We start from the raw sequence: 18,914 nt of genomic DNA on the forward strand, positions 1-18,914 counted from the left end.
ATTTTATCAATCAACCTCCAAAATAATTGAATTATTGGAGGGTATTAAGGAAACGTTACAGTGGATACCGCACTCAAAAAAGCGCTTAAAGCTCAAGCACATCACTTAAAACCTGTCGTACTTCTTGGAGCCAAAGGATTAACTGAAGCAGTTATTGCGGAAACTGATGTTGCATTGCTTTCGCACGAATTAATAAAGGTAAAAATTAACGGCGCTGAAAGAGAAGACCGACTGATTATGGCAGGTGAGCTATGCCAGCAACTGCATGCAGAACTCGTGCAAATGATAGGTAATACCGTGATTATGTACCGTAAAAATGAAGAGAAACATAAGTGACAGAACTACGAGTATTGTATACACTAGATTTATCGTTTAGCAAAACACATATTCCCTTCAAAATCCAATCCCTCAATTAAGTGTGAACGGTGCGGGCAGATAAGGGTTATTAAATTATCGTATGGCCTATGATATTAAAATACATTCCAAATGCTCTGACTCTATTACGTCTCCTATTGATTGGGCCTTTCACATTTTATCTATACCATCATGAGTACACCATTGCTTTTTATTTATTTATATTCGCTGGATTAAGTGATGGCTTGGATGGCTTTTTAGCCCGAAGTTTTAACTGGCAAAGTTTTTTTGGTTCGTTCATCGATCCGCTCGCTGATAAACTATTAATTGCCACTAGCTTCATCTCTTTAGCCTTAATTGGCGTTTTGCCTTGGTGGTTAGTCATTTTAGTTTTTCTCAGAGATTTGACAATTTCTTTGGGGGTCCTAGCTTGGTATCAATTTATACGCCGCAAACTGGACTTTCAACCTACATTACTCAGTAAGATTAATACAGCATTACAATTAACGCTTGTCACCTCGTGTTTATTTGAATTAGCTTATTTTGAATTTCCTCCCTACCTCCTTAATGTGTTGATTCTGTTAACGACATTTACTACAGCAATTACTTATATTGATTATATCTGGACATGGGGCAGAAAAGCTTGGCCCAAAAAAGAACCATCATAATGAATAAGCAATTAGCACTGGCTATAAAACTAAATGATGAATCAACCCTAGCTGATTTCAATTGGGGTTCGAATAAACTCCTGCAGCAACAATTGCATCACATGCTCACGCATAGAGAAGATCGGTTGCTTTATCTTTGGGGTAATACAGGTAGTGGAAAAACTCACTTATTGCAGGCATGCTGTCAAGCCGTTAACGCCACGCAAACCGCCATCTATCTTCCTTTGACTCTTCTTAAAGAATGGGGACCGCAAACCATAGAAGGTGTGGAAGATCAAGAATTAATCTGTATTGATGATATAGACATGATTGCCAAAGATCCGGAGTGGGAAGAGGCTTTATTTCATTTATACAATAAAATCAAAGATATGGAAAAAAGTACTTTAATCATTTCGGGAAATCAATCACCAACCACAATCCCCATCCAGTTAGCTGACCTACGCTCTAGATTAAGTTGGGGTTTGGTCATCCAGTTAATGGAATTAAACGATGAAGATAAAATTAATACATTAAAACTGCATGCTTTAAAACGAGGATTTGATTTACCCTATAGTGTAGGGCAATTCCTCCTCAATCGATGTTCGCGAAATATGCATGATTTGCAGAATTTACTTAATCGTTTGGATGATGCCTCACTTGCCGCGCAACGAAAAATAACCATTCCTTTTGTAAAAGATATCTTGAATATATAACTTCAAAAGCAGATCACATTCAAGAGAATGGATTACTTGTATCCAATGCCGACAGGCTCTAGATAGAAATACATAGGGTCTTATCCAAATTTTCCTGCTCACTGGAAATAGGCGGTGATAAATCCGGAGATTTAAGAAAGGAGTAATAATTGGTGCTTGCTTTTATGTTAATGACTGCGCGTTCCGCCGTAAGTTCATTGTCGCTACGGCAAAAAGGGCCCCCTAACTGAGCCAGTCTATCGGCTAATCTGGATGCATTAATTATTTTTTTCTCTAAATTAGCGAGCTTTTTTGTTTCCTTGATTATTAAATCCTGATCACATAGTTTCTGCACATGTTCTTCATTCAGGCCAAACCAGCTGCTCATTAACTTATTGAGTCCAGGGCGCTCAACATACCAATAAAGACTAAATGCGGCTATTCCAACTAGAGTACTAAATATAATTACCGGCCAAAAAGTATGTATTATTGGATTGACAAAAAGACTGGATATAAAAAGGGCTACTGATTGGCCTGCAAAAAAACCACCACCCAAGAAAAGGACTGCAGACGCTCCTGAAATGAGCGTTTTGGCCATTTGCATGTCGTCACTATGAAGCGCTTGCTCAAATTGCTTACTGGCCTCTGTCAGTGATTTAAACCGTGTTTGCAGCATGGAAATTATTTTTTCTAATTGTTGTAAATCACTTGGAGACAACTCTGAGTCTGAAAAATCGTATCCCTCGATTTTTTTTCTTATGGATTTAATCATCTGCAATTGCGACAAGTAAGCATCCAATAATTTATAAGCTTCGCTAAGCTTAACTCCCAAAGCATTTGATACTTTCACTAAATCAAACCCGCAAAAAACGATTACAGAAAGAATTGAAAATACAAATCCAGCCCCCAGAATCACTGACGAGGACAACTCGAAAATGCCCAACATGGTGACGATACCATCAAACCCCTGACACGCAGCGACCAAAATGCCAGCCGCGGTAAGTAATGCAAACTTGATTTTTTCTGTCACCGACTCGTTTTTCTCTTCTTGCGGCAATTTGATGTCATCCCCTTTCATCGCGGCAAATAAATCGTGCAACAGCTCCTTTCGTAGAGAGACCAGAATAAATTCGACTTTTTGTTGGTCTGTTTTTGACTTATTGGAATGCTTGGGTTGTTCTTTTTTTAACCAGGATATCAACGTATTCAGATCAATAGACAACGTAATACTAGGAAGTTCATCGCGTTCAGCACCAGATGCTAACCAATACTTCCTTATCAATTTTTGAGAACGTTGGCTAATTAAGATGTTCATTTCTTTCTCATTATCGCAGTGGGGAGAAGACCAACTTAGTGCTTTAAAAATCTTGTCTACGTCCCGTGCCTTGTTCCAGGGAGCCAGTGATGTTAGGGTATTCTTGGATTCCGAGGGCTCGCCACGGAACGCAGAAGTGGCATAAGCTCAGCGATCCTTTAATTCAATGGCAGTAAACGATAGCCCCACTACGCTGCACCTCGATTACAATTTTTCAACTTTATTACCTGGTACTGGACAATAGTACAATAGAATCAATCCACATGAACACAGTTTATCCAATTTATATTAATTACTCCCTAATCAATAGCGGGTTCTCAGCGATAAGAAGGCAAAATACATAACCCCTTTGATTAACTTATGCTCATGAAGTATAATTAATGTACGAACATTGACTAAGGAAGCGAACATGAAAAAACTTGTTATCGCAACGCTAGTGTTTGTACCTACACTCCTATTAAGCGGTTGTTATGTCTCCTCTTACCCTGGGGGCTACTATTATTCCGGCTATTACCCAAGTTACTACTCAAGTTACTACTATCCAAGTGGTGGTTACTACTATTCCGGCTGGGGTCATCGTGGAAACTGGGGTTATTGGGGAGGACGCGGCTGGTATGGTGGTCGCGGTTGGCACGGTGGTGGTTGGCATGGCGGCTGGCATGGTTGGCACGGTGGCCACGGTCACTGGAGATAGGAATACATTCAGTTAACCTAAATTCGCAACTGAGTTTAGGTTAACATGATTCTTTCAAATTAGAGCCCTGATTAAACTGTAGTTCCATCGGTTTTTTTGTCTATGAAATGACTCTGCTCATGGTTGTACTATAAAGCACTTAGACACAGAGAATTGTGCTTCTTGTGCTTCTTGGTTTAAGTCTGTCTTTTTCACCGCAATATAGCGACTCAATCGTGGCGATAATAACCACATCAGCAACGCAATGATTAAAGTGACAAGGCCAATGCAAGCAAACACATAGGTATAAATCATCAATGAGTCCACCCCGGGTTTAATGTGCTCGGGAAGTGCGGTATAAGAAGCGACGGTAGCGCCAATAAACCCTGCAATCGCGGAAGTTAAAAACCACATCCCCATCACAAAACCGACAATTTGTGCGGGTACTAATTCTGCAACCATCGCGACACCCAGTGCAGATACCAGTAATTCACCAAGACTTTGAAACAAATAACTTATGATCAACCACCAAGAAGAAACCATGCCCTGGTCTGTATAAAAATAACGAGCAAAAAAGAGCATTAAAAAGCTCACCCCACACATGGTCATCCCTAGAGAAAATTTATAAGGAATAGAAAACTGGATGCCTTTCTTGTTGAGAAGATCATAAAAATAGGCCAAAACAGGACTCATTAATACAATCCAGATAGGATTTAATGCCTGAAAACTCTGTGCATCAATTGTAATGCCCAAGAAAACGGGGATTACATTATGTACTGCAAATAAATTTAACGAAGTTGGCATCTGTTGATATAAAGTAAAGAAAATGATTGCTTCCAGCATCAAGGCCAAGGCAACCAGCATGCGTCTCCGGACAATTTTACTTTCTTTACGGGTCATAAAAAGATAATAAGCAATGACCGCCAGGGTAATAAACCAAAATAAATTTTTAGCAAGCATCACATGTTGTAATAAATAAGCAGAACACTCAGTAAGAATGAATATCCCAATCAAGATCATCAGCCATTGGGCAACGGATATTTTCCGTTGGTCAGCCTCTGTATTGATGTGCTCAATAAATTGACGCTGCAGCCAATAATTGGCCAAACCAATTAACAAACCAATTGCACTCATCAAATAAGCATATGAATAACCATAGCGACTCGCTATGGCTGGGCCTGCAAATAACGCAATCATACTACCTAAGTTGATTGCCATGTAATACAAGGTAAACCCCCCATGCAAGCGGGGATCATTTTCTTGATAACACTTTGCCAGCAAATTCGATGGATTTGCTTTAAATAAACCATTGCCAACACAAATCAGGCCTAACGCAAAGAAAACATGGGCTTTATCAGTAACTGCTAAAGAAAAATAACCTGCAGCCAAGACAACAAGACCGAGAACGATGGTGCGCTTGGTACCCAACAGCCTATCACCTAAATAGCCGCCGATAACCACCATTCCGTAAACTAAAGCGGAATAAGCGCCGAACGTATAATAAGAAATCGTATCGCTGTACCCCAAATAACGAATAAAAAATAAAGTCAAAATCCCTTGTACCGTATAAAACCCAAACCGCTCCCATAACTCCAACATAAAAATCATGTGGAATGCACGAGGTTGCTCGCGAAGTATATTCACCATGAGTTTTCTTCCTTTGAGGGGTATGTTTTTAAATTAAAGGAGTTTTTCATTTTTTGCAATGAGCTTGAGTCTAAAAAAGAGATGAGCAAAGATACATCAATATGATGGTTATCGGTTGAAAAGGTTAAGACAGTCCATTCATATTGGGTTGATACCCACTGATGCTGGTAGGGTCAGCGGTGTTCTTTCCAGGTTGGAATAGTGGTGCTGTGCTCGTTAATGAATCATCGATGTCTTGGGGAGGCGCCTTTTTTAAAATTTCATAGGCATTTTCTTTACTGCCGCAAAAACTCTCTAACATCAAATCCGTGGAGAGCTCATGCTCAAGGGCATATGTTTCAGTGTGCTCACTTTCTGCTGCATTGGAGTTGAATTGACTACCAATCCGTCCCCTTATAAGCTGCGACAACGGTATTGCCAAACGAACAACAACAAAGGCAAGTGACATAGCGGATACTGCGGTTAGTATTCCTAAACCTGCTAGCGGAAAAAATAGAGAGACAATCAAACCAAGCAAACCCAGCGCAGATAAACTAAAAGCAACGCCTTTAGTCATTACTTGCTTCAAGTCCGCATTTTCTAGTTTATTATTTAAATCTAATTCTTTTAACTTAAGTTCAAGTAAGTGTCTTTTTTGGGCTGCAAAAGCTTCTTGAAGCAAGCGAATTTCGGTACATAGCGAAATCAGCTCAAATCCAGTGCGCACTTTATGTAAAGCAATGGTCAATCCCACTGCCTGGTTCTGAATCGCTTCCATTTCAAGTTCAGCACCGGCAAGCAATTTCCCATTGGCCCTTCTTTCTTGACTTACCTGATAGTATTCATGAAGCGTCTTGGCCAATAAAAACACACTCAAAGCCAGGGAGATTGAAACTGAGGTAAAGGCAATTGCTAGGGCTATGGTAGGGACAGCAATTGACGTGATGGTCAGGGCAAATAATACCCCAGAAATAAACCACTTTGCATTATTCTCCCGGGTTACCGGAATTTTGGTATGGAGTAGATAACAGGCAAGATAAATAAAGGGAATAAGTAGAAAATCTAATACAGCTACAATAATTGAGCCGGCACTCAATCCGGTGGTCAGTGATTCTGTAGGAGGAATATTTTGAAAGGTTCTGGCGGAAGAACCAATCTGCATCATTGCTTTGCTTGAATCACCCGTACTTTTGATAATCTGTGAGATCAAAACTACTTTTTTTGAGACTTGGTCAGAGTGGAACTTAGAAAGCGGAAGTTCTGCATCATAATTGATTGGGCGCTGAATATCCTGAAGAATTACAGCTGCTTCATGTATCGTATTCGCAATCTCAGACTCTATCATGCTCAGTAATAGCTCATTTTGATGGAAAGATATAATATCCGATTTCGCCGAACTTGTGTAAATTTTTTTCAAAATAAAAATGAGAACTTGCTAATCCGACGTAAGTTCAACTATATTTCAGGTAGAGACTAAATAAATGCGATAAAAATAATCATTATGTCTAAAAAAGCCCTTTATTTGGCAGGTGGCGGCGCTCGAGGCGCCTATCAAGCAGGTGTTTTGAAAGCAATTGGTCATATTTTACAAGTAAAAACATTACCTTTTGAAATGGTCAGTGGGGTTAGTGTCGGGAGTATGAATGCGGCGGTACTTGCAGAAAACGCCGATGACTTCCCAACAGCACTTGATAAACTGGAGACCATTTGGAGTGAAATTCATTGCCAGCAAGTATACCGAGCCAGTAATTTGGCATTAAGCAAATCTGTTGTGCGTAATATGAGCACAATGATGATTAAACAACGACAGGCGGCGCATCTGCTGGACACGACGCCACTGAAAGAAATGATTGCTGATGGACTTGATTTCAACAAGATTGCGCAAAATATCCAGAATGGATACCTCGATACTTTAGAAATAATCAGTAACTGTTATGAGACACGTCAAACGGTTTCTTTTTATGAGCACAACCGTCCTGAGTTTGTAGACTGGAATTACCCACGACATGGCAGCAAACGCGTTAGTTTTCAGGCAGAACATATTCTAGCATCCAGTGCCTTGCCTTTATTTTTTCCAACCGTTTTGCTTGATGGCTTTCATTATGGAGATGGAAGTGTGGGCTTGGCTGCCCCTCTTCGTGGCTCCATCCGTTTCGAAGTAGATAAGATTCTAATTATAGGAACTCGAGCATTGCCTACATTTGTTGAACAAGAAAATTTACGCAATCATGACGACATTCCCTTTTCTCATATTTTTGGAAACATGTTAAATGCGCTTTTTTTGGATAACCTTGACCGCGACATTGAAATGGTCAATCGCATGAACGAAATTGCCATGCTGCTGTCGATATGGAAAAAGCGCCGCTCCCCATGGCGTCCCATTACCACTTTGCATTTACGTCCTAGTCAAGACCTGGCTCCTCTAGCGCAAGCACACTTTAAAGCCTTACCGACATTGCTTCGATATCTGCTCAATTTCTTAGGAGAAAAAAAACATTCCGGCGATCTCTTAAGTTTTGTGCTGTTTGAACGAGATTACACTCGAGAATTGCTTGAGCTAGGATTCCAAGATACGATTAATAATGCCAAAGAAGTAATTGCCTTTTTTGAGTAAGGCTCTCTAAAATTTTTTTATTCTTTTGGATCATCAAAGTAAAGTAGGCCCTGGGTTACAGCCTCACCTAACCCAGGCCACACATCTATCACAGCGGCCTTGATGTACGTAAAAACATCAGCACCTCTTGAGTTTCAGGCATAATCTTATGCCAAATATAAAAAGCCTCTGCAGCTTGTTCAACCAACATTCCTAAACCATCTGTCGCCTCACAATTAAGTGCTCTAGCGTATTCAACAAAAGCAGTTGTACCGTGTTGTTTGTAGGACAAATCATAACAAAATGGTTTGGCTGACATGCACTGATCAGGTAAAGCGATAAATTCTCCGGCCAAACTCGCGGAAGTTGCGTTAATCACCAAATCAAAGTGGCCTTTAATCTCATTAAAGGCTACACATTTTGTTTGTGGAAAAGCTCGTTGAAATTCCTCCGCCTTAGCGAAGCTACGATTGGCTACAATCAGTTCTTCAGGACTATTTTCCAATAAGGGATGCACTATCCCGCGTGCCGCTCCTCCAGCCCCTAATATCAAGATACGCTTGCCTTCCACAGTAATATAATGATTCAAATCACGAATAAACCCAATACCATCGGTATTGTCGGCATGCAACTGGTTGGCTTCCATCCATAAGGTATTCGCTGCTCCAGCTTGTTTACAACGCAGACTACGCTGCGGTGCCATTTCAAAAGCTCGTTGTTTGAAAGGTAAAGTAACATTAAGTCCCTTACCCTCTTGAGCAAAAAAATCAGCCACTAAGCGTTCAAAGGCTGGGTCATCGGCCTTAATCTTTTCGTAAGTCAGATGTATGTTCACTTGTTTCGCAAAACATTGATGAATAATCGGCGATAAACTGTGTGCAATAGGATTTCCAATCACTGCAAAACGTTGAGACACCTTATCCTCCTATTATGGTTAGATGGAGATACCGAGCTATGGTAGCAGGGTTCGAAGCCGTATTGGATTGGAGATAGAAAATGAAGCCCATAGCCTGGTTTGCGGCTTCGCATCACCCAGGCTATAGCACCAATCGGTTCGCTAGCTTACCAGCAAACTTTTAGAAACGACCTCGGCCAAATCACGTGATAACTCCAGCTTTGCCAGCTGTTGCAGTTGCTCTCGCATCAGCTCTTGTCTGGATTGGTCATAACGTTTCCAGCGCGTAAATGGATTGGCTAAACGGGCAGCAATTTGGGGGTTAATTTTATCCAGCGTCACTAACATTTCAGTTAGAAAACGATAGCCACTTCCATCTAACGCATGAAAGTTTCGGGGATTTCCCATACAAAATGCGCCAATCAATGCACGGACTTTATTGGGATTCTTGATACAAAAAGCGGAATGTTTGAGTAACACCTTGACGTGGGTTAATGTTTCGGGGAGCTCACTCATCGCTTGAATGGCAAACCATTTATCTAATACCAGGTCATTTTTAGACCATTGCTTATAAAAATCTTCAATGACTTGTTCACGCAACCCTTGATTCGTGGAATTAACCAATAAAGAAAAACTGGCGATTTGATCCGTCATCGTTTGTGCAGCGATAAACTGCTGCTCGCACCGTTCTAAAGTAGCCGCTTCTTTAGCTTTCATCATGAGCCATAGGCATACATTACGCAATTTTCTGCGCCCATAAGCAAGGCCATTCATGCGATGATCTTCAATTTGCCATAACTGTTGATAGAGTGATTGGGCTGTTTCGTATAAATACCATCCTAATTGCTGATGGAAAAAATCACGAACTTGCTCCACGGCACTCACATCCACACGGTCTAATTGCGTAGCAACATCCTCAAAACCCGGGGGAGTGAGTAATTCTGCCCGTAAATCAGCATCCAGTGAATCATCGAGTAATACATGCTGCAAGGCTGAAATTAAAGCAGAGGGAACTTTCCATGTGTTAGCGGGTTGATTCAAGCATTCTTTAAGGCAATTTAGAATCAGATTTTGCGCCGCATCCCACTTGGCAAAGCCATCCGTTTCATAACGTAATAAAAAGAGTAACTCGTCCTGACTCAAATCCTGTTTCAATTTAATCGGTGCGGAAAATTCTCGTAATAATGAAATGACGGGTTTTTCACTCAAGTCCGTAAAAGTAAAACTTTGTTCTTGTTCCTTTAATTCCAAAATCTCTTTATCGACCGGTAGCTGATGACCATGAGCATCAAATAGTGCAAACCGAATGGGAATATGGAATGGTTTTTTATCATGGCATTCAGGGGTTGGCGGGCAGTGTTGTTGCATCTTGAGGGTAAGCTGTCCTTGTGCATATTCACTGCTCACCAGTACCTCTGGGGTTCCTGCTTGACTATACCATCGTTTAAACTGAGTTAAATCAATGTGATTGGCATCTTCCATCGCCGCAACAAAATCATCAATAGTAACTGCCTGACCATCGTGACGTTTAAAATACAAATCCATACCCCGTCGAAAACCGTCTTTTCCGAGTAAGGTATGCTGCATACGAATCACTTCGGCACCTTTATTATAAACGGTTGCGGTATAAAAATTATTGATTTCTTGATAAGACTCTGGACGAACAGGATGTGCCATAGCACTCGCATCTTCAGGAAATTGCGCACTTCGTAACGCCCGAACATCCATAATTCGGTTCACATCTCGGGAATTCATATCTCGAGAAAACTCCTGATCGCGAAAAACAGTTAAGCCTTCTTTCAGACTTAATTGAAACCAATCGCGGCAGGTGACCCGATTACCGGTCCAATTATGGAAATATTCATGGGCAACAACCCCCTCGACATCAGCGAAATCTTGGTCCGTTGCGGTATCGGGACGGGCGAGAATGTATTTGGAATTAAAAATATTTAATCCTTTGTTTTCCATGGCGCCCATATTAAAATCACTGACTGCGACAATCATAAAAATATCGAGGTCATATTCACGCCCATAGACTTCTTCATCCCAACGCATGGATTTTTTCAATGATTCCATCGCGTGCAGACACTTATCTTCATTTCCTGGCTCAACATAAATACGCAAATCAATGGTTCGCCCGGAGCTGGTCACAAATGTATCGCGAATGCTCGCTAAATCACCTGCAACTAAAGCGAACAAATAGGATGGCTTTTTAAAGGGATCTTGCCAAATCACCCAATGACGCCCATCCGCAGCTGTCCCAGAATCAATCAAATTTCCATTGGATAATAAAACAGGATACTGTTTTTTATCAGCTGAAATGCGCGTTGTATAAGTCGTAAGGACATCCGGACGGTCAAGAAAATAAGTGATGCGGCGAAAACCCTCGGCCTCACATTGGGTACAAAACAAATGATTGGAACGATAAAGTCCGGATAATTGAGTGTTATTTTGTGGGTAAATACGCGTAACTATCTCTAATGTAAACTCATCAGGACAATTTTCAATAATGAGTGCATCAGGTTGCAGGACATAAGCAGATGGCTCCAATTTTTGACCATTCATATGCACACTAACCAACTCGAGCTCATCACCATATAAGTGCAAAGGACCTTCATGTTGTCGAATGAATTTAAGTTCATTAGTGACTAAGGCATGATCATCATAGAGGTCAAAATTTAAATTGACAGTCTCAATTGCAAAAAAAGGGGGCTGGTAGTTTTTTAAATAAACGGTAGTGTCAGGCATGATTAGTACATCCTTTGCAAAAAGCGATTAAGTTTATTGAGTTATATAACAATTTTCTTAGTTTAGCCTATAATGATTATAAAGGGGTAACTTCTTAGGTCAATCTTTATAAGTATTACGAAGTTAGCTGAAATTCACTTATTGCTTTTACCAGTAAAATGCAATAAATGTAAAGAAACACAAGATATCCTTCATAAGGATAAAAGGGGATGGCATATGAACACTCAAGACTTTTTAACCAGCTATACCAAACGATTTGTAGATAACAAAGAAGAAGAGATGAGTTTGGAGGAATACCTGGAATTGTGTAAAAATGACCCGTCTGCTTATGCCAATCCAGCGGAGCGCTTGCTCATGGCTATAGGCGAGCCTGAAATGATTGATACACGTCATGATCCTATTTTATCACGAATTTTTTCCAATAAGATCATCCCTCGCTATACGGTATTCCAAGATTTTTATGGTATGGAAGAACCGATAGAGCAAATTGTCGGTTTCCTAAAACACGCCGCTCAAGGCCTGGAAGAAACCAAACAAGTACTTTATCTTTTAGGACCTGTAGGAGGCGGTAAATCGTCTATTGCTGAAAAATTAAAAGATTTAATGGAGAAAATCCCTTTCTATGCCATTAAAGGTTCGCCGGTTTTTGAATCGCCATTGTCTTTATTTAATCCAACTGAAGATGCCGAGTTACTCCAGGAACGTTTTGGCATTCCCTCTCGATACTTGCGTTACTTGATGTCGCCTTGGGCAGTTAAAAGATTACATGAATTCAATGGGGATATTAGCCAATTTAGAGTCGTTAAAGTCAGACCTTCTCGTTTGAAACAAATCGCTGTATCCAAAACAGAGCCTGGCGATGAAAACAATCAGGACATTTCATCTTTGGTCGGTAAAGTTGATATTCGTAAATTAGAAAACTTTTCCCAAGACGATGCGGATGCATACAGCTACTCTGGTGGATTGTGTCGCGCAAACCGCGGTCTTTTAGAATTTGTCGAGATGTTCAAAGCGCCAATCAAAGTATTGCATCCCTTATTAACGGCAACGCAGGAAGGCAATTACAATGCGACTGAAGGTTTATCTTCCATTCCATTCGAGGGCATTATTTTAGCGCATTCGAATGAATCTGAATGGCAATCATTTAGAAACAATAAAAACAATGAAGCCTTTATAGACCGTATTAATATCGTGAAAGTGCCTTATTGTCTCCGTGTTTCTGAAGAAATTAAAATCTATCAAAAACTGATTGATAACAGTTCGCTAACTCATGCTCAATGTGCTCCAGGGACCTTGGACATGTTAGCGCAATTTTCGGTCTTAACCCGCTTAAAAGAGCCACAAAACTCCAGCATTTATTCTAAAATGCGTGTGTACAATGGAGAAAGCTTAAAAGATACTGATCCCAAAGCAAAATCATATCAAGAATATCGTGATTTTGCCGGTGTTGATGAGGGAATGAGTGGGGTATCCACTCGCTTTGCTTTCAAAATTCTTTCCAAGGTGTTCAATTTTGATCACAGTGAAGTTGCTGCAAACCCTGTCCATTTGATGTATGTATTGGAACGCCAAATTGAGCAAGAACAATTTCCCCAGGAAGTTCAGGAGTCGTACTTAGGTTTCATCAAAGAATACTTGGCACCGAAGTATGTCGAATTTATTGGTAAGGAAATTCAAACAGCCTACTTAGAATCCTATTCTGAATACGGACAAAATATCTTCGACCGTTACATTACCTATGCTGATTTCTGGATTCAAGATCAGGATTATCGAGATCCTGATACCGGAGAAATATTTGACCGTGCTTTATTAAATCAAGAACTTGAAAAAATAGAAAAACCAGCAGGAATATCTAATCCAAAAGATTTTCGTAATGAAGTCGTAAACTTTGTTTTACGTGCTCGTGCCAATAATCGTGGTAAGAACCCAGTGTGGAATAGTTATGAAAAATTAAGATCCGTCATTGAGAAAAAGATGTTTACCAATACTGAGGATTTATTACCAGTAATTTCCTTCAATGCCAAAGCATCAGAAGATGATAAGAAAAAACATGAAGAGTTTATTTCTCGAATGATTGATAAAGGATATACACGCAAACAAGTACGCTTGCTTTGTGAATGGTATTTGCGAGTACGTAAGTCACAATAATAAAACGCGTTCACTCGCATGAGAGAAAGCCAAGGGTACTGCTATTTGTAGTTGGGGATCTATGTAATGACGCTTACTTGAGTAGGCTGTTGTCCTTACTCAACTACAAATAGGTGCAAGATAAAAGATTATTTGGGGCTAAATTATGTCGCAATTGATTGATAGACGACAAAATGCAGGGAAAAAAAGTACGGTTAATCGCCAACGCTTTCTTCGTCGTTATAAAAATCAGATCAAACGAGCCGTCTCTGATGCTGTGGGCAAACGAAGTATTACCGAAATTGATCAGGGTGAGCAAATAACGATTCCAGCCAAAGATATTTCTGAGCCTGTATTTCACCGCGGCCAAGGTGGACATATAGAACGCGTGCTCCCAGGAAATGATAATTTTATTACTGGCGATAGAATTAGAAGACCCAGTGGCAGCTCGGGTAGTGGTGGAGAGGGTTCTAATGCCAGCGACAGTGGCGAAGGCGAAGATAATTTTGTTTTTGAATTATCTCGGGAGGAATTTCTTGATCTGTACTTTGAAGATCTGGAATTACCCGATTTGATTAAGAAAGAATTAGCCCGCGTTAGCACCTTCAAAACAGTACGAGCTGGAGTCACCACCAGTGGTATTCCAAACAATATTAATGTGCTTCGCTCGATGAAACAAGCAACTGGGCGTCGAGTGGCTTTAGCCTCCCCCTATAAAAAACAATTAAGAGAAGCGTTAGAGGAGCTAGAGCAATTGCAAGCGCAGCCTATTCAAGACACTGAAATCCTAAGGGATCTACAAAAGAAAGTTGAATTGCTGAAAAGGAAAATACAAACTGTACCGTTTATCGACACCATTGATTTACGCTATAACTTTCGCGTTCGTGTGCCTTCACCATCCACTCAAGCCGTGATGTTTTGTGTTATGGACGTATCCGGCTCCATGGATGAAGCGAAAAAAGACATCGCAAAACGCTTTTTTATTCTGCTTTACATGTTCCTTACCAAAAATTATGAAAAAATAGAATTGGTATTTATTCGGCACCATACATCCGCTAAAGAAGTAAATGAAGAAGAGTTCTTTTATTCTCGCGAAACAGGAGGCACTGTAGTTTCCAGCGCCTTGGAACTTTTGAGTACGATTATTGAGACACGTTATCCTCCAGAGGCTTGGAATATTTATGTAGCCCAAGCATCGGATGGGGATAATTGGAATGCGGATTCGCCCTATTGCCAGGAGTTACTGCAAGATAAGATTATGCCTTTATTACAATATTTTGCGTACATAGAAATCATGCCACGCCATCATCAAAGTTTATGGGAAGTCTATCAATTGGTGAAAGAGAGCTACCCTAATTTTGCTATGGAGAACATTGATACGGTCGCAGACATCTATCCCGTATTTCATGAGCTATTTAAAAGGAAAACTGCATGAAAAAGAAGAAGCCATTATCCACTGGTGCAGAATGGACCTTTGAATTAATTCAAGACTACGATCGCGAAATTGCGCGCATTGCTAAAGATTTTAAATTAGATACCTATCCCAATCAAATTGAGGTGATTACCGCCGAGCAAATGATGGATGCTTACGCTTCCGTAGGCATGCCTATTGGATATCATCATTGGTCTTTTGGCAAACATTTTGTGGGCGTTGAAAAGAGTTATAAACGAGGGCAAATGGGTTTGGCCTATGAACTCGTGATTAATTCAAATCCATGCATTTCTTATCTCATGGAAGAAAATACTATGGCGATGCAAGCGCTCGTGATTGCTCATGCGTGTTATGGCCATAACTCTTTTTTTAAAAATAATTATTTGTTTAAGATGTGGACTTCTGCAGATGCCATCATCGATTATTTAGTATTCGCTCGAAAATACATCAGTGATTGTGAGCAACGTTATGGCATCAATGAAGTCGAAGCCATCTTGGATGCCTGTCATGCATTGATGAACTATGGTGTAGACCGCTACAAGCATCCTGCTCCTTTATCCATCCAGGAAGAAAAAATTCGCCAACAAAACCGCGAAATTTACATGCAATCCCAGGTCAATGAATTATGGCGAACCATCCCGCAAAGTAGGCAAGTCGCCGAAGAGACAAAGAAAAAACGCTTCCCTGAAGAACCACAAGAAAATATTTTGTATTTTATAGAAAAAAATGCGCCCTTATTAGAACCTTGGCAAAGAGAAATCGTGCGTATCGTACGCAAAATGGCCCAATATTTTTATCCTCAAGGGCAAACCAAAGTGATGAATGAAGGATGGGCCTGTTTTTGGCACTATACGATTTTACATGCACTGTATGATGAAGGTTTGGTTACCGATGAGTTCATGTTGGAGATCTTACAAAGCCATACTAACGTCATTATGCAACCGTCTTATAACAGCCCTTATTACAGCGGCATTAATCCCTACACGTTGGGATATCATATGATGCAAGACATCAAACGGATTTGTGAGAGTCCTACGGAAGAGGATAAAGCTTGGTTCCCTTACTTAGCCAATACCGATTGGCTAAGCAGCCTGGATAATGCCATGCGCCATTTCAAGGATGAAAGTTTTATTGCCCAGTATTTATCACCTAAATTAATTCGTGATTTAAAATTATTCCACATCATTGATGATGACCGCAGTCCCGATTTGTATGTGAATGCAATTCATAATGAGTCAGGATATCAAAAAATAAGAGAAGCATTATCACGACAATACAATTTAGGTTACTTAGAACCGGATATTCAAATTGATTCTGTTGACGTGCAAGGCGATCGCTCAATGACCTTAAGATACACTCAGCAAAATAGGGTGCCTTTGGGTAATACTACGCTGGATGTGCTGAAACATCTCTATTCTTTATGGAAATTTCCCATTATTTTGCAAGCAGTGAATTCCGACAACGAGATCACCGAAGAATATCATTGCCCGCCATTGGCTAACCCAGCACTTTAATCTTTTTTCAGGAAACACCCTTCGCAACAAGGATAACCTGGGTTACGGCTTGACCTAACCCAGGCCACAAAAATACTTAATTCGTTTTAACTTCTTCAGGAATTTCAGTACTTGCATACACCTTAATCGCCCCCTCGAGGTAAGGATCCAGATTCAGCACCGCGGCGAAGGCTTTAGCCGCTACTTCATTAGTATGGAGATACCAATCACTCAGGTCATCAGAATAATATTGCACAATCATCGGCTTAAATAGTGCAAATGCAACTTCATCGAAGTATCTTGTGCCAACGCCTGCTCTCACAAAATATTTGTTCCCTTTGAGTGCTTGATTAAGCAACTCCGCAGCGTCATCAGGAGAACTGGGCGCATGGGCTTCGACAGGTACAGAATCAGATGAGTAAACCTTTACAGTGACTGCTAATTTATCCCCATATTCATGAACACGATTGATGAAAGAGGCTAATGCAAGTGCTTTATCCTCATTACAAACAGTCACTTTGATTTCCATTTCAAGCCCATCACCAGTTAAATCATTCACCTTCACACAGGGATCAGCATTTAGGGTGGCACTCAACTGATTATTTAATAAGTACCAGGGGGGAAGAAGCTTGCCCGCACTTGCGGTGAAGGTCATACTGCTTAAAATGATACCCAGAAATAGCCCTACTTTATTTACTACTCGATTCATCATTACATCTCACACTGATTAAAGGAACACATCGCCTCTATGAGTTCTTCCATCTCTTGATCACCTCTCGGGCTATCCCGCATCACGGTCAAGTTTGCTGCACCCCATCGGAGAAGATCCCTTTAGGGCGGATAAGGGTATTGATTGTGGCCAACAAGCCCTTACTCCCCCCACGGCTTAGTCGCAGGGGCAGGACATCGGAGAAGAGCACGACTGGGCTTGCAGGTGCATCTAAGATTCAGATGAATTCATAGGGACATAAATTACTCTGAAGCCATTTCAATAGCAAAAGCCAAGGCTAATTTCGAGAAATTAGTCATGTGCTCAAGGCTTAATCGGTCCATAGTATCTTGCGAACTATGAATGTAAGGATTGTGCTCTTCAAAATTAGACTCACATGGGAACGCTGCTGGAATTCCCACCTCATCCCAAGAAGCATGGTCGCTGCAACCATATCCACATTCTGAATAAGCAACTGGAACCTGGACATAGGTGCTAATTAATTCAGCCACAAAATTGCTCAAACTCTGGTCGGTATAATCAGTAAATACCCACATGGTTGGATCTTTAGGATTTACACGATAGCCGGTCATATCAAACTGGATCGCGGCTTTTACTGGAATGGAGTTATCCATAAAATGTTCGACGACATATTGAGAACCGACTAAACCACGCTCCTCAGCAGCATACCAAATAATGTAAATAGGGCGTTTAAACGTTGTTTTGGAAGACAAAAGAATTCGCGCCATTTCCATAACAGATGAAGAACCACTGCCATCATCCCCAGCCCCTGGCATACGACCATCAAGCGTATCCATGTGGGCACCGATTACCACTGCAGGCGCATTGATGTCCTTACCGATGACCGTTACTAATGACGGTTGCTTATAATAACTGCCTGTTTTCACGAAAAATGAGGTTGTATCAGTGCGACCACTGGCCTCGACCATACCATCAAAGGTTTTTTTCAACCATTTTGCTGCATCCACTCCCGTATCTTTAGTCGCTGAACGGTTATGAAACGAAGTCAGTTGTGTCAAGGTATTCCAAATATTGGCTGGCTGCACATTCTCTAATGCCGCATTGACTTCATCTTGATGCTTAATTTCATAAACAGTGCTTGATGGCTGTGCTGCTTTAATGGTTTTTTTCTGAAGGATTCTTTGTGCGGATTGCTTTTTGGCCTGAAGTAAAGAACCGATGATGTGGTGGCTTACATTCACAAAACGACCACAATTCACTTGATCGGCCAAATGACTTAGTGCATTTACATCCGCTGCAGAAATATCAATAATTTTAAATTGTTTATTTTCTGCCAAGACTTCATAAGGAGTAGTAATTTTTGCTGCAAGACATTGAGGGACTTGCAACTGTTCATGAACAGGGGGATTTGCCGCTAAAACAGGGGTACTAGCAAGCACCGAGCCCACCGCAATATAAGTCATCCATTGATTCAAACGCATTTCTACTCCTAGGTTAAATTAAATTCTAAAAGGTGATTTTATCGTAAAAATCCACTTTACCTAAATTCTGCAGTGGGATCTACTGTTTAATTTAAGTTTTCTTCAATAAAAAAATAACCAAATGATTCATTTTTAATCTTATCGCTA

15 protein-coding genes are annotated in these 18,914 nt (G+C 40.6%); 8 read left to right on the forward strand and 7 right to left on the reverse strand.

Annotation, left to right across the window (positions count from 1 at the left end; translation table 11 throughout):
* Positions 1–60 precede the first annotated feature (60 nt).
* From yhbY to hda, 3 genes are all read left to right on the forward strand, one after another.
* Positions 61–336 (forward strand): ribosome assembly RNA-binding protein YhbY, encoded by a 276-nt coding sequence (gene yhbY, locus OQJ13_RS07380; protein ID WP_265710222.1) that lies wholly within the window; start codon positions 61–63, stop codon positions 334–336.
* 128 nt (positions 337–464) lie between these two features.
* Entirely contained in the window at positions 465–1,022 is a 558-nt protein-coding gene (locus tag OQJ13_RS07385) for a CDP-alcohol phosphatidyltransferase family protein (RefSeq protein WP_265710223.1), read from the forward strand.
* Positions 1,022–1,714: a DnaA regulatory inactivator Hda gene (gene hda, locus OQJ13_RS07390; RefSeq protein ID WP_265710224.1), complete on the forward strand. Its 693-nt coding sequence runs from the start codon at positions 1,022–1,024 to the stop codon at positions 1,712–1,714. The genes OQJ13_RS07385 and hda overlap by 1 nt, the downstream gene beginning before the upstream one ends.
* A gap of 58 nt (positions 1,715–1,772) precedes the next feature.
* Here the strand turns inward: hda and OQJ13_RS07395 are convergent, their stop codons facing one another.
* Positions 1,773–3,008 carry a hypothetical protein gene (locus OQJ13_RS07395; protein WP_265710226.1) on the reverse strand — a complete coding sequence of 412 codons (1,236 nt, stop codon included), beginning with the start codon at positions 3,006–3,008 and terminating at the stop codon, positions 1,773–1,775.
* 470 nt (positions 3,009–3,478) lie between these two features.
* Here OQJ13_RS07395 and OQJ13_RS07400 point away from each other — a divergent pair, with 470 nt between their 5' ends.
* Positions 3,479–3,718, forward strand: a complete 240-nt coding sequence (locus OQJ13_RS07400) for a hypothetical protein (RefSeq protein WP_265710227.1) — start codon at positions 3,479–3,481, stop codon at positions 3,716–3,718.
* Between the two features lie 101 nt (positions 3,719–3,819).
* Here the strand turns inward: OQJ13_RS07400 and OQJ13_RS07405 are convergent, their stop codons facing one another.
* Both OQJ13_RS07405 and OQJ13_RS07410 read right to left on the reverse strand, forming a co-directional pair.
* On the reverse strand, positions 3,820–5,328 hold the full coding sequence (locus tag OQJ13_RS07405; protein ID WP_265710228.1) for an oligopeptide:H+ symporter: 1,509 nt from the start codon (positions 5,326–5,328) through the stop codon (positions 3,820–3,822).
* A gap of 124 nt (positions 5,329–5,452) precedes the next feature.
* Positions 5,453–6,652, reverse strand: a complete 1,200-nt coding sequence (locus OQJ13_RS07410; RefSeq protein ID WP_265710230.1) for a hypothetical protein — start codon at positions 6,650–6,652, stop codon at positions 5,453–5,455.
* Positions 6,653–6,808: 156 nt separating this feature from the next.
* On the opposite strand from OQJ13_RS07410, the gene OQJ13_RS07415 reads away from it, so the two are divergent.
* Positions 6,809–7,921: a patatin-like phospholipase family protein gene (locus OQJ13_RS07415; protein WP_265710231.1), complete on the forward strand. Its 1,113-nt coding sequence runs from the start codon at positions 6,809–6,811 to the stop codon at positions 7,919–7,921.
* Positions 7,922–8,009: 88 nt separating this feature from the next.
* Here the strand turns inward: OQJ13_RS07415 and aroE are convergent, their stop codons facing one another.
* Both aroE and pepN read right to left on the reverse strand, forming a co-directional pair.
* Entirely contained in the window at positions 8,010–8,816 is an 807-nt protein-coding gene (gene aroE / locus OQJ13_RS07420) for a shikimate dehydrogenase (protein WP_265710232.1), read from the reverse strand.
* A 141-nt stretch (positions 8,817–8,957) separates the two neighbouring features.
* Positions 8,958–11,543: an aminopeptidase N gene (pepN, locus tag OQJ13_RS07425; protein ID WP_265710233.1), complete on the reverse strand. Its 2,586-nt coding sequence runs from the start codon at positions 11,541–11,543 to the stop codon at positions 8,958–8,960.
* Between the two features lie 216 nt (positions 11,544–11,759).
* Between pepN and OQJ13_RS07430 the strand changes: the two genes are divergently transcribed.
* From OQJ13_RS07430 to OQJ13_RS07440, 3 genes are all read left to right on the forward strand, one after another.
* Positions 11,760–13,691: a PrkA family serine protein kinase gene (locus OQJ13_RS07430; RefSeq protein ID WP_265703523.1), complete on the forward strand. Its 1,932-nt coding sequence runs from the start codon at positions 11,760–11,762 to the stop codon at positions 13,689–13,691.
* A 145-nt stretch (positions 13,692–13,836) separates the two neighbouring features.
* On the forward strand, positions 13,837–15,105 hold the full coding sequence (locus OQJ13_RS07435; protein ID WP_265710234.1) for a YeaH/YhbH family protein: 1,269 nt from the start codon (positions 13,837–13,839) through the stop codon (positions 15,103–15,105).
* Positions 15,102–16,616, forward strand: coding sequence for a SpoVR family protein (locus tag OQJ13_RS07440; protein WP_265710235.1), 1,515 nt, complete (start codon positions 15,102–15,104; stop codon positions 16,614–16,616). Before OQJ13_RS07435 ends, OQJ13_RS07440 begins: the two co-directional genes overlap by 4 nt.
* A gap of 76 nt (positions 16,617–16,692) precedes the next feature.
* Here the strand turns inward: OQJ13_RS07440 and OQJ13_RS07445 are convergent, their stop codons facing one another.
* A complete protein-coding gene (locus tag OQJ13_RS07445; protein ID WP_265710236.1) occupies positions 16,693–17,307 on the reverse strand; it encodes a group-specific protein in 615 nt (204 codons plus the stop codon).
* A 260-nt stretch (positions 17,308–17,567) separates the two neighbouring features.
* Positions 17,568–18,767: an aminopeptidase LapA gene (lapA, locus tag OQJ13_RS07450; protein WP_265710237.1), complete on the reverse strand. Its 1,200-nt coding sequence runs from the start codon at positions 18,765–18,767 to the stop codon at positions 17,568–17,570.
* Positions 18,768–18,914: the final 147 nt, after the last annotated feature.

The sequence above is a fragment of the Legionella sp. PATHC035 genome (assembly GCF_026191115.1).
In the GTDB taxonomy this organism is placed as follows: Bacteria; Pseudomonadota; Gammaproteobacteria; order Legionellales; family Legionellaceae; genus Legionella.

Bases quoted from the DNA above. Each gene is read 5' to 3' on its own strand.
- OQJ13_RS07445 (WP_265710236.1), bottom strand. From the start codon at position 17,307: ATGATGAATCGAGTAGTAAATAAAGTAGGGCTATTTCTGGGTATCATT.
- OQJ13_RS07410 (WP_265710230.1), bottom strand. From the start codon at position 6,652: ATGATAGAGTCTGAGATTGCGAATACGATACATGAAGCAGCTGTAATT.
- OQJ13_RS07385 (WP_265710223.1), top strand. From the start codon at position 465: ATGATATTAAAATACATTCCAAATGCTCTGACTCTATTACGTCTCCTA.
- OQJ13_RS07405 (WP_265710228.1), bottom strand. From the start codon at position 5,328: ATGGTGAATATACTTCGCGAGCAACCTCGTGCATTCCACATGATTTTT.
- OQJ13_RS07435 (WP_265710234.1), top strand. From the start codon at position 13,837: ATGTCGCAATTGATTGATAGACGACAAAATGCAGGGAAAAAAAGTACG.
- hda (WP_265710224.1), top strand. From the start codon at position 1,022: ATGAATAAGCAATTAGCACTGGCTATAAAACTAAATGATGAATCAACC.
- pepN (WP_265710233.1), bottom strand. From the start codon at position 11,543: ATGCCTGACACTACCGTTTATTTAAAAAACTACCAGCCCCCTTTTTTT.
- OQJ13_RS07415 (WP_265710231.1), top strand. From the start codon at position 6,809: ATGTCTAAAAAAGCCCTTTATTTGGCAGGTGGCGGCGCTCGAGGCGCC.
- OQJ13_RS07440 (WP_265710235.1), top strand. From the start codon at position 15,102: ATGAAAAAGAAGAAGCCATTATCCACTGGTGCAGAATGGACCTTTGAA.
- OQJ13_RS07395 (WP_265710226.1), bottom strand. From the start codon at position 3,008: ATGAACATCTTAATTAGCCAACGTTCTCAAAAATTGATAAGGAAGTAT.
- OQJ13_RS07430 (WP_265703523.1), top strand. From the start codon at position 11,760: ATGAACACTCAAGACTTTTTAACCAGCTATACCAAACGATTTGTAGAT.
- lapA (WP_265710237.1), bottom strand. From the start codon at position 18,767: ATGCGTTTGAATCAATGGATGACTTATATTGCGGTGGGCTCGGTGCTT.
- OQJ13_RS07400 (WP_265710227.1), top strand. From the start codon at position 3,479: ATGTCTCCTCTTACCCTGGGGGCTACTATTATTCCGGCTATTACCCAA.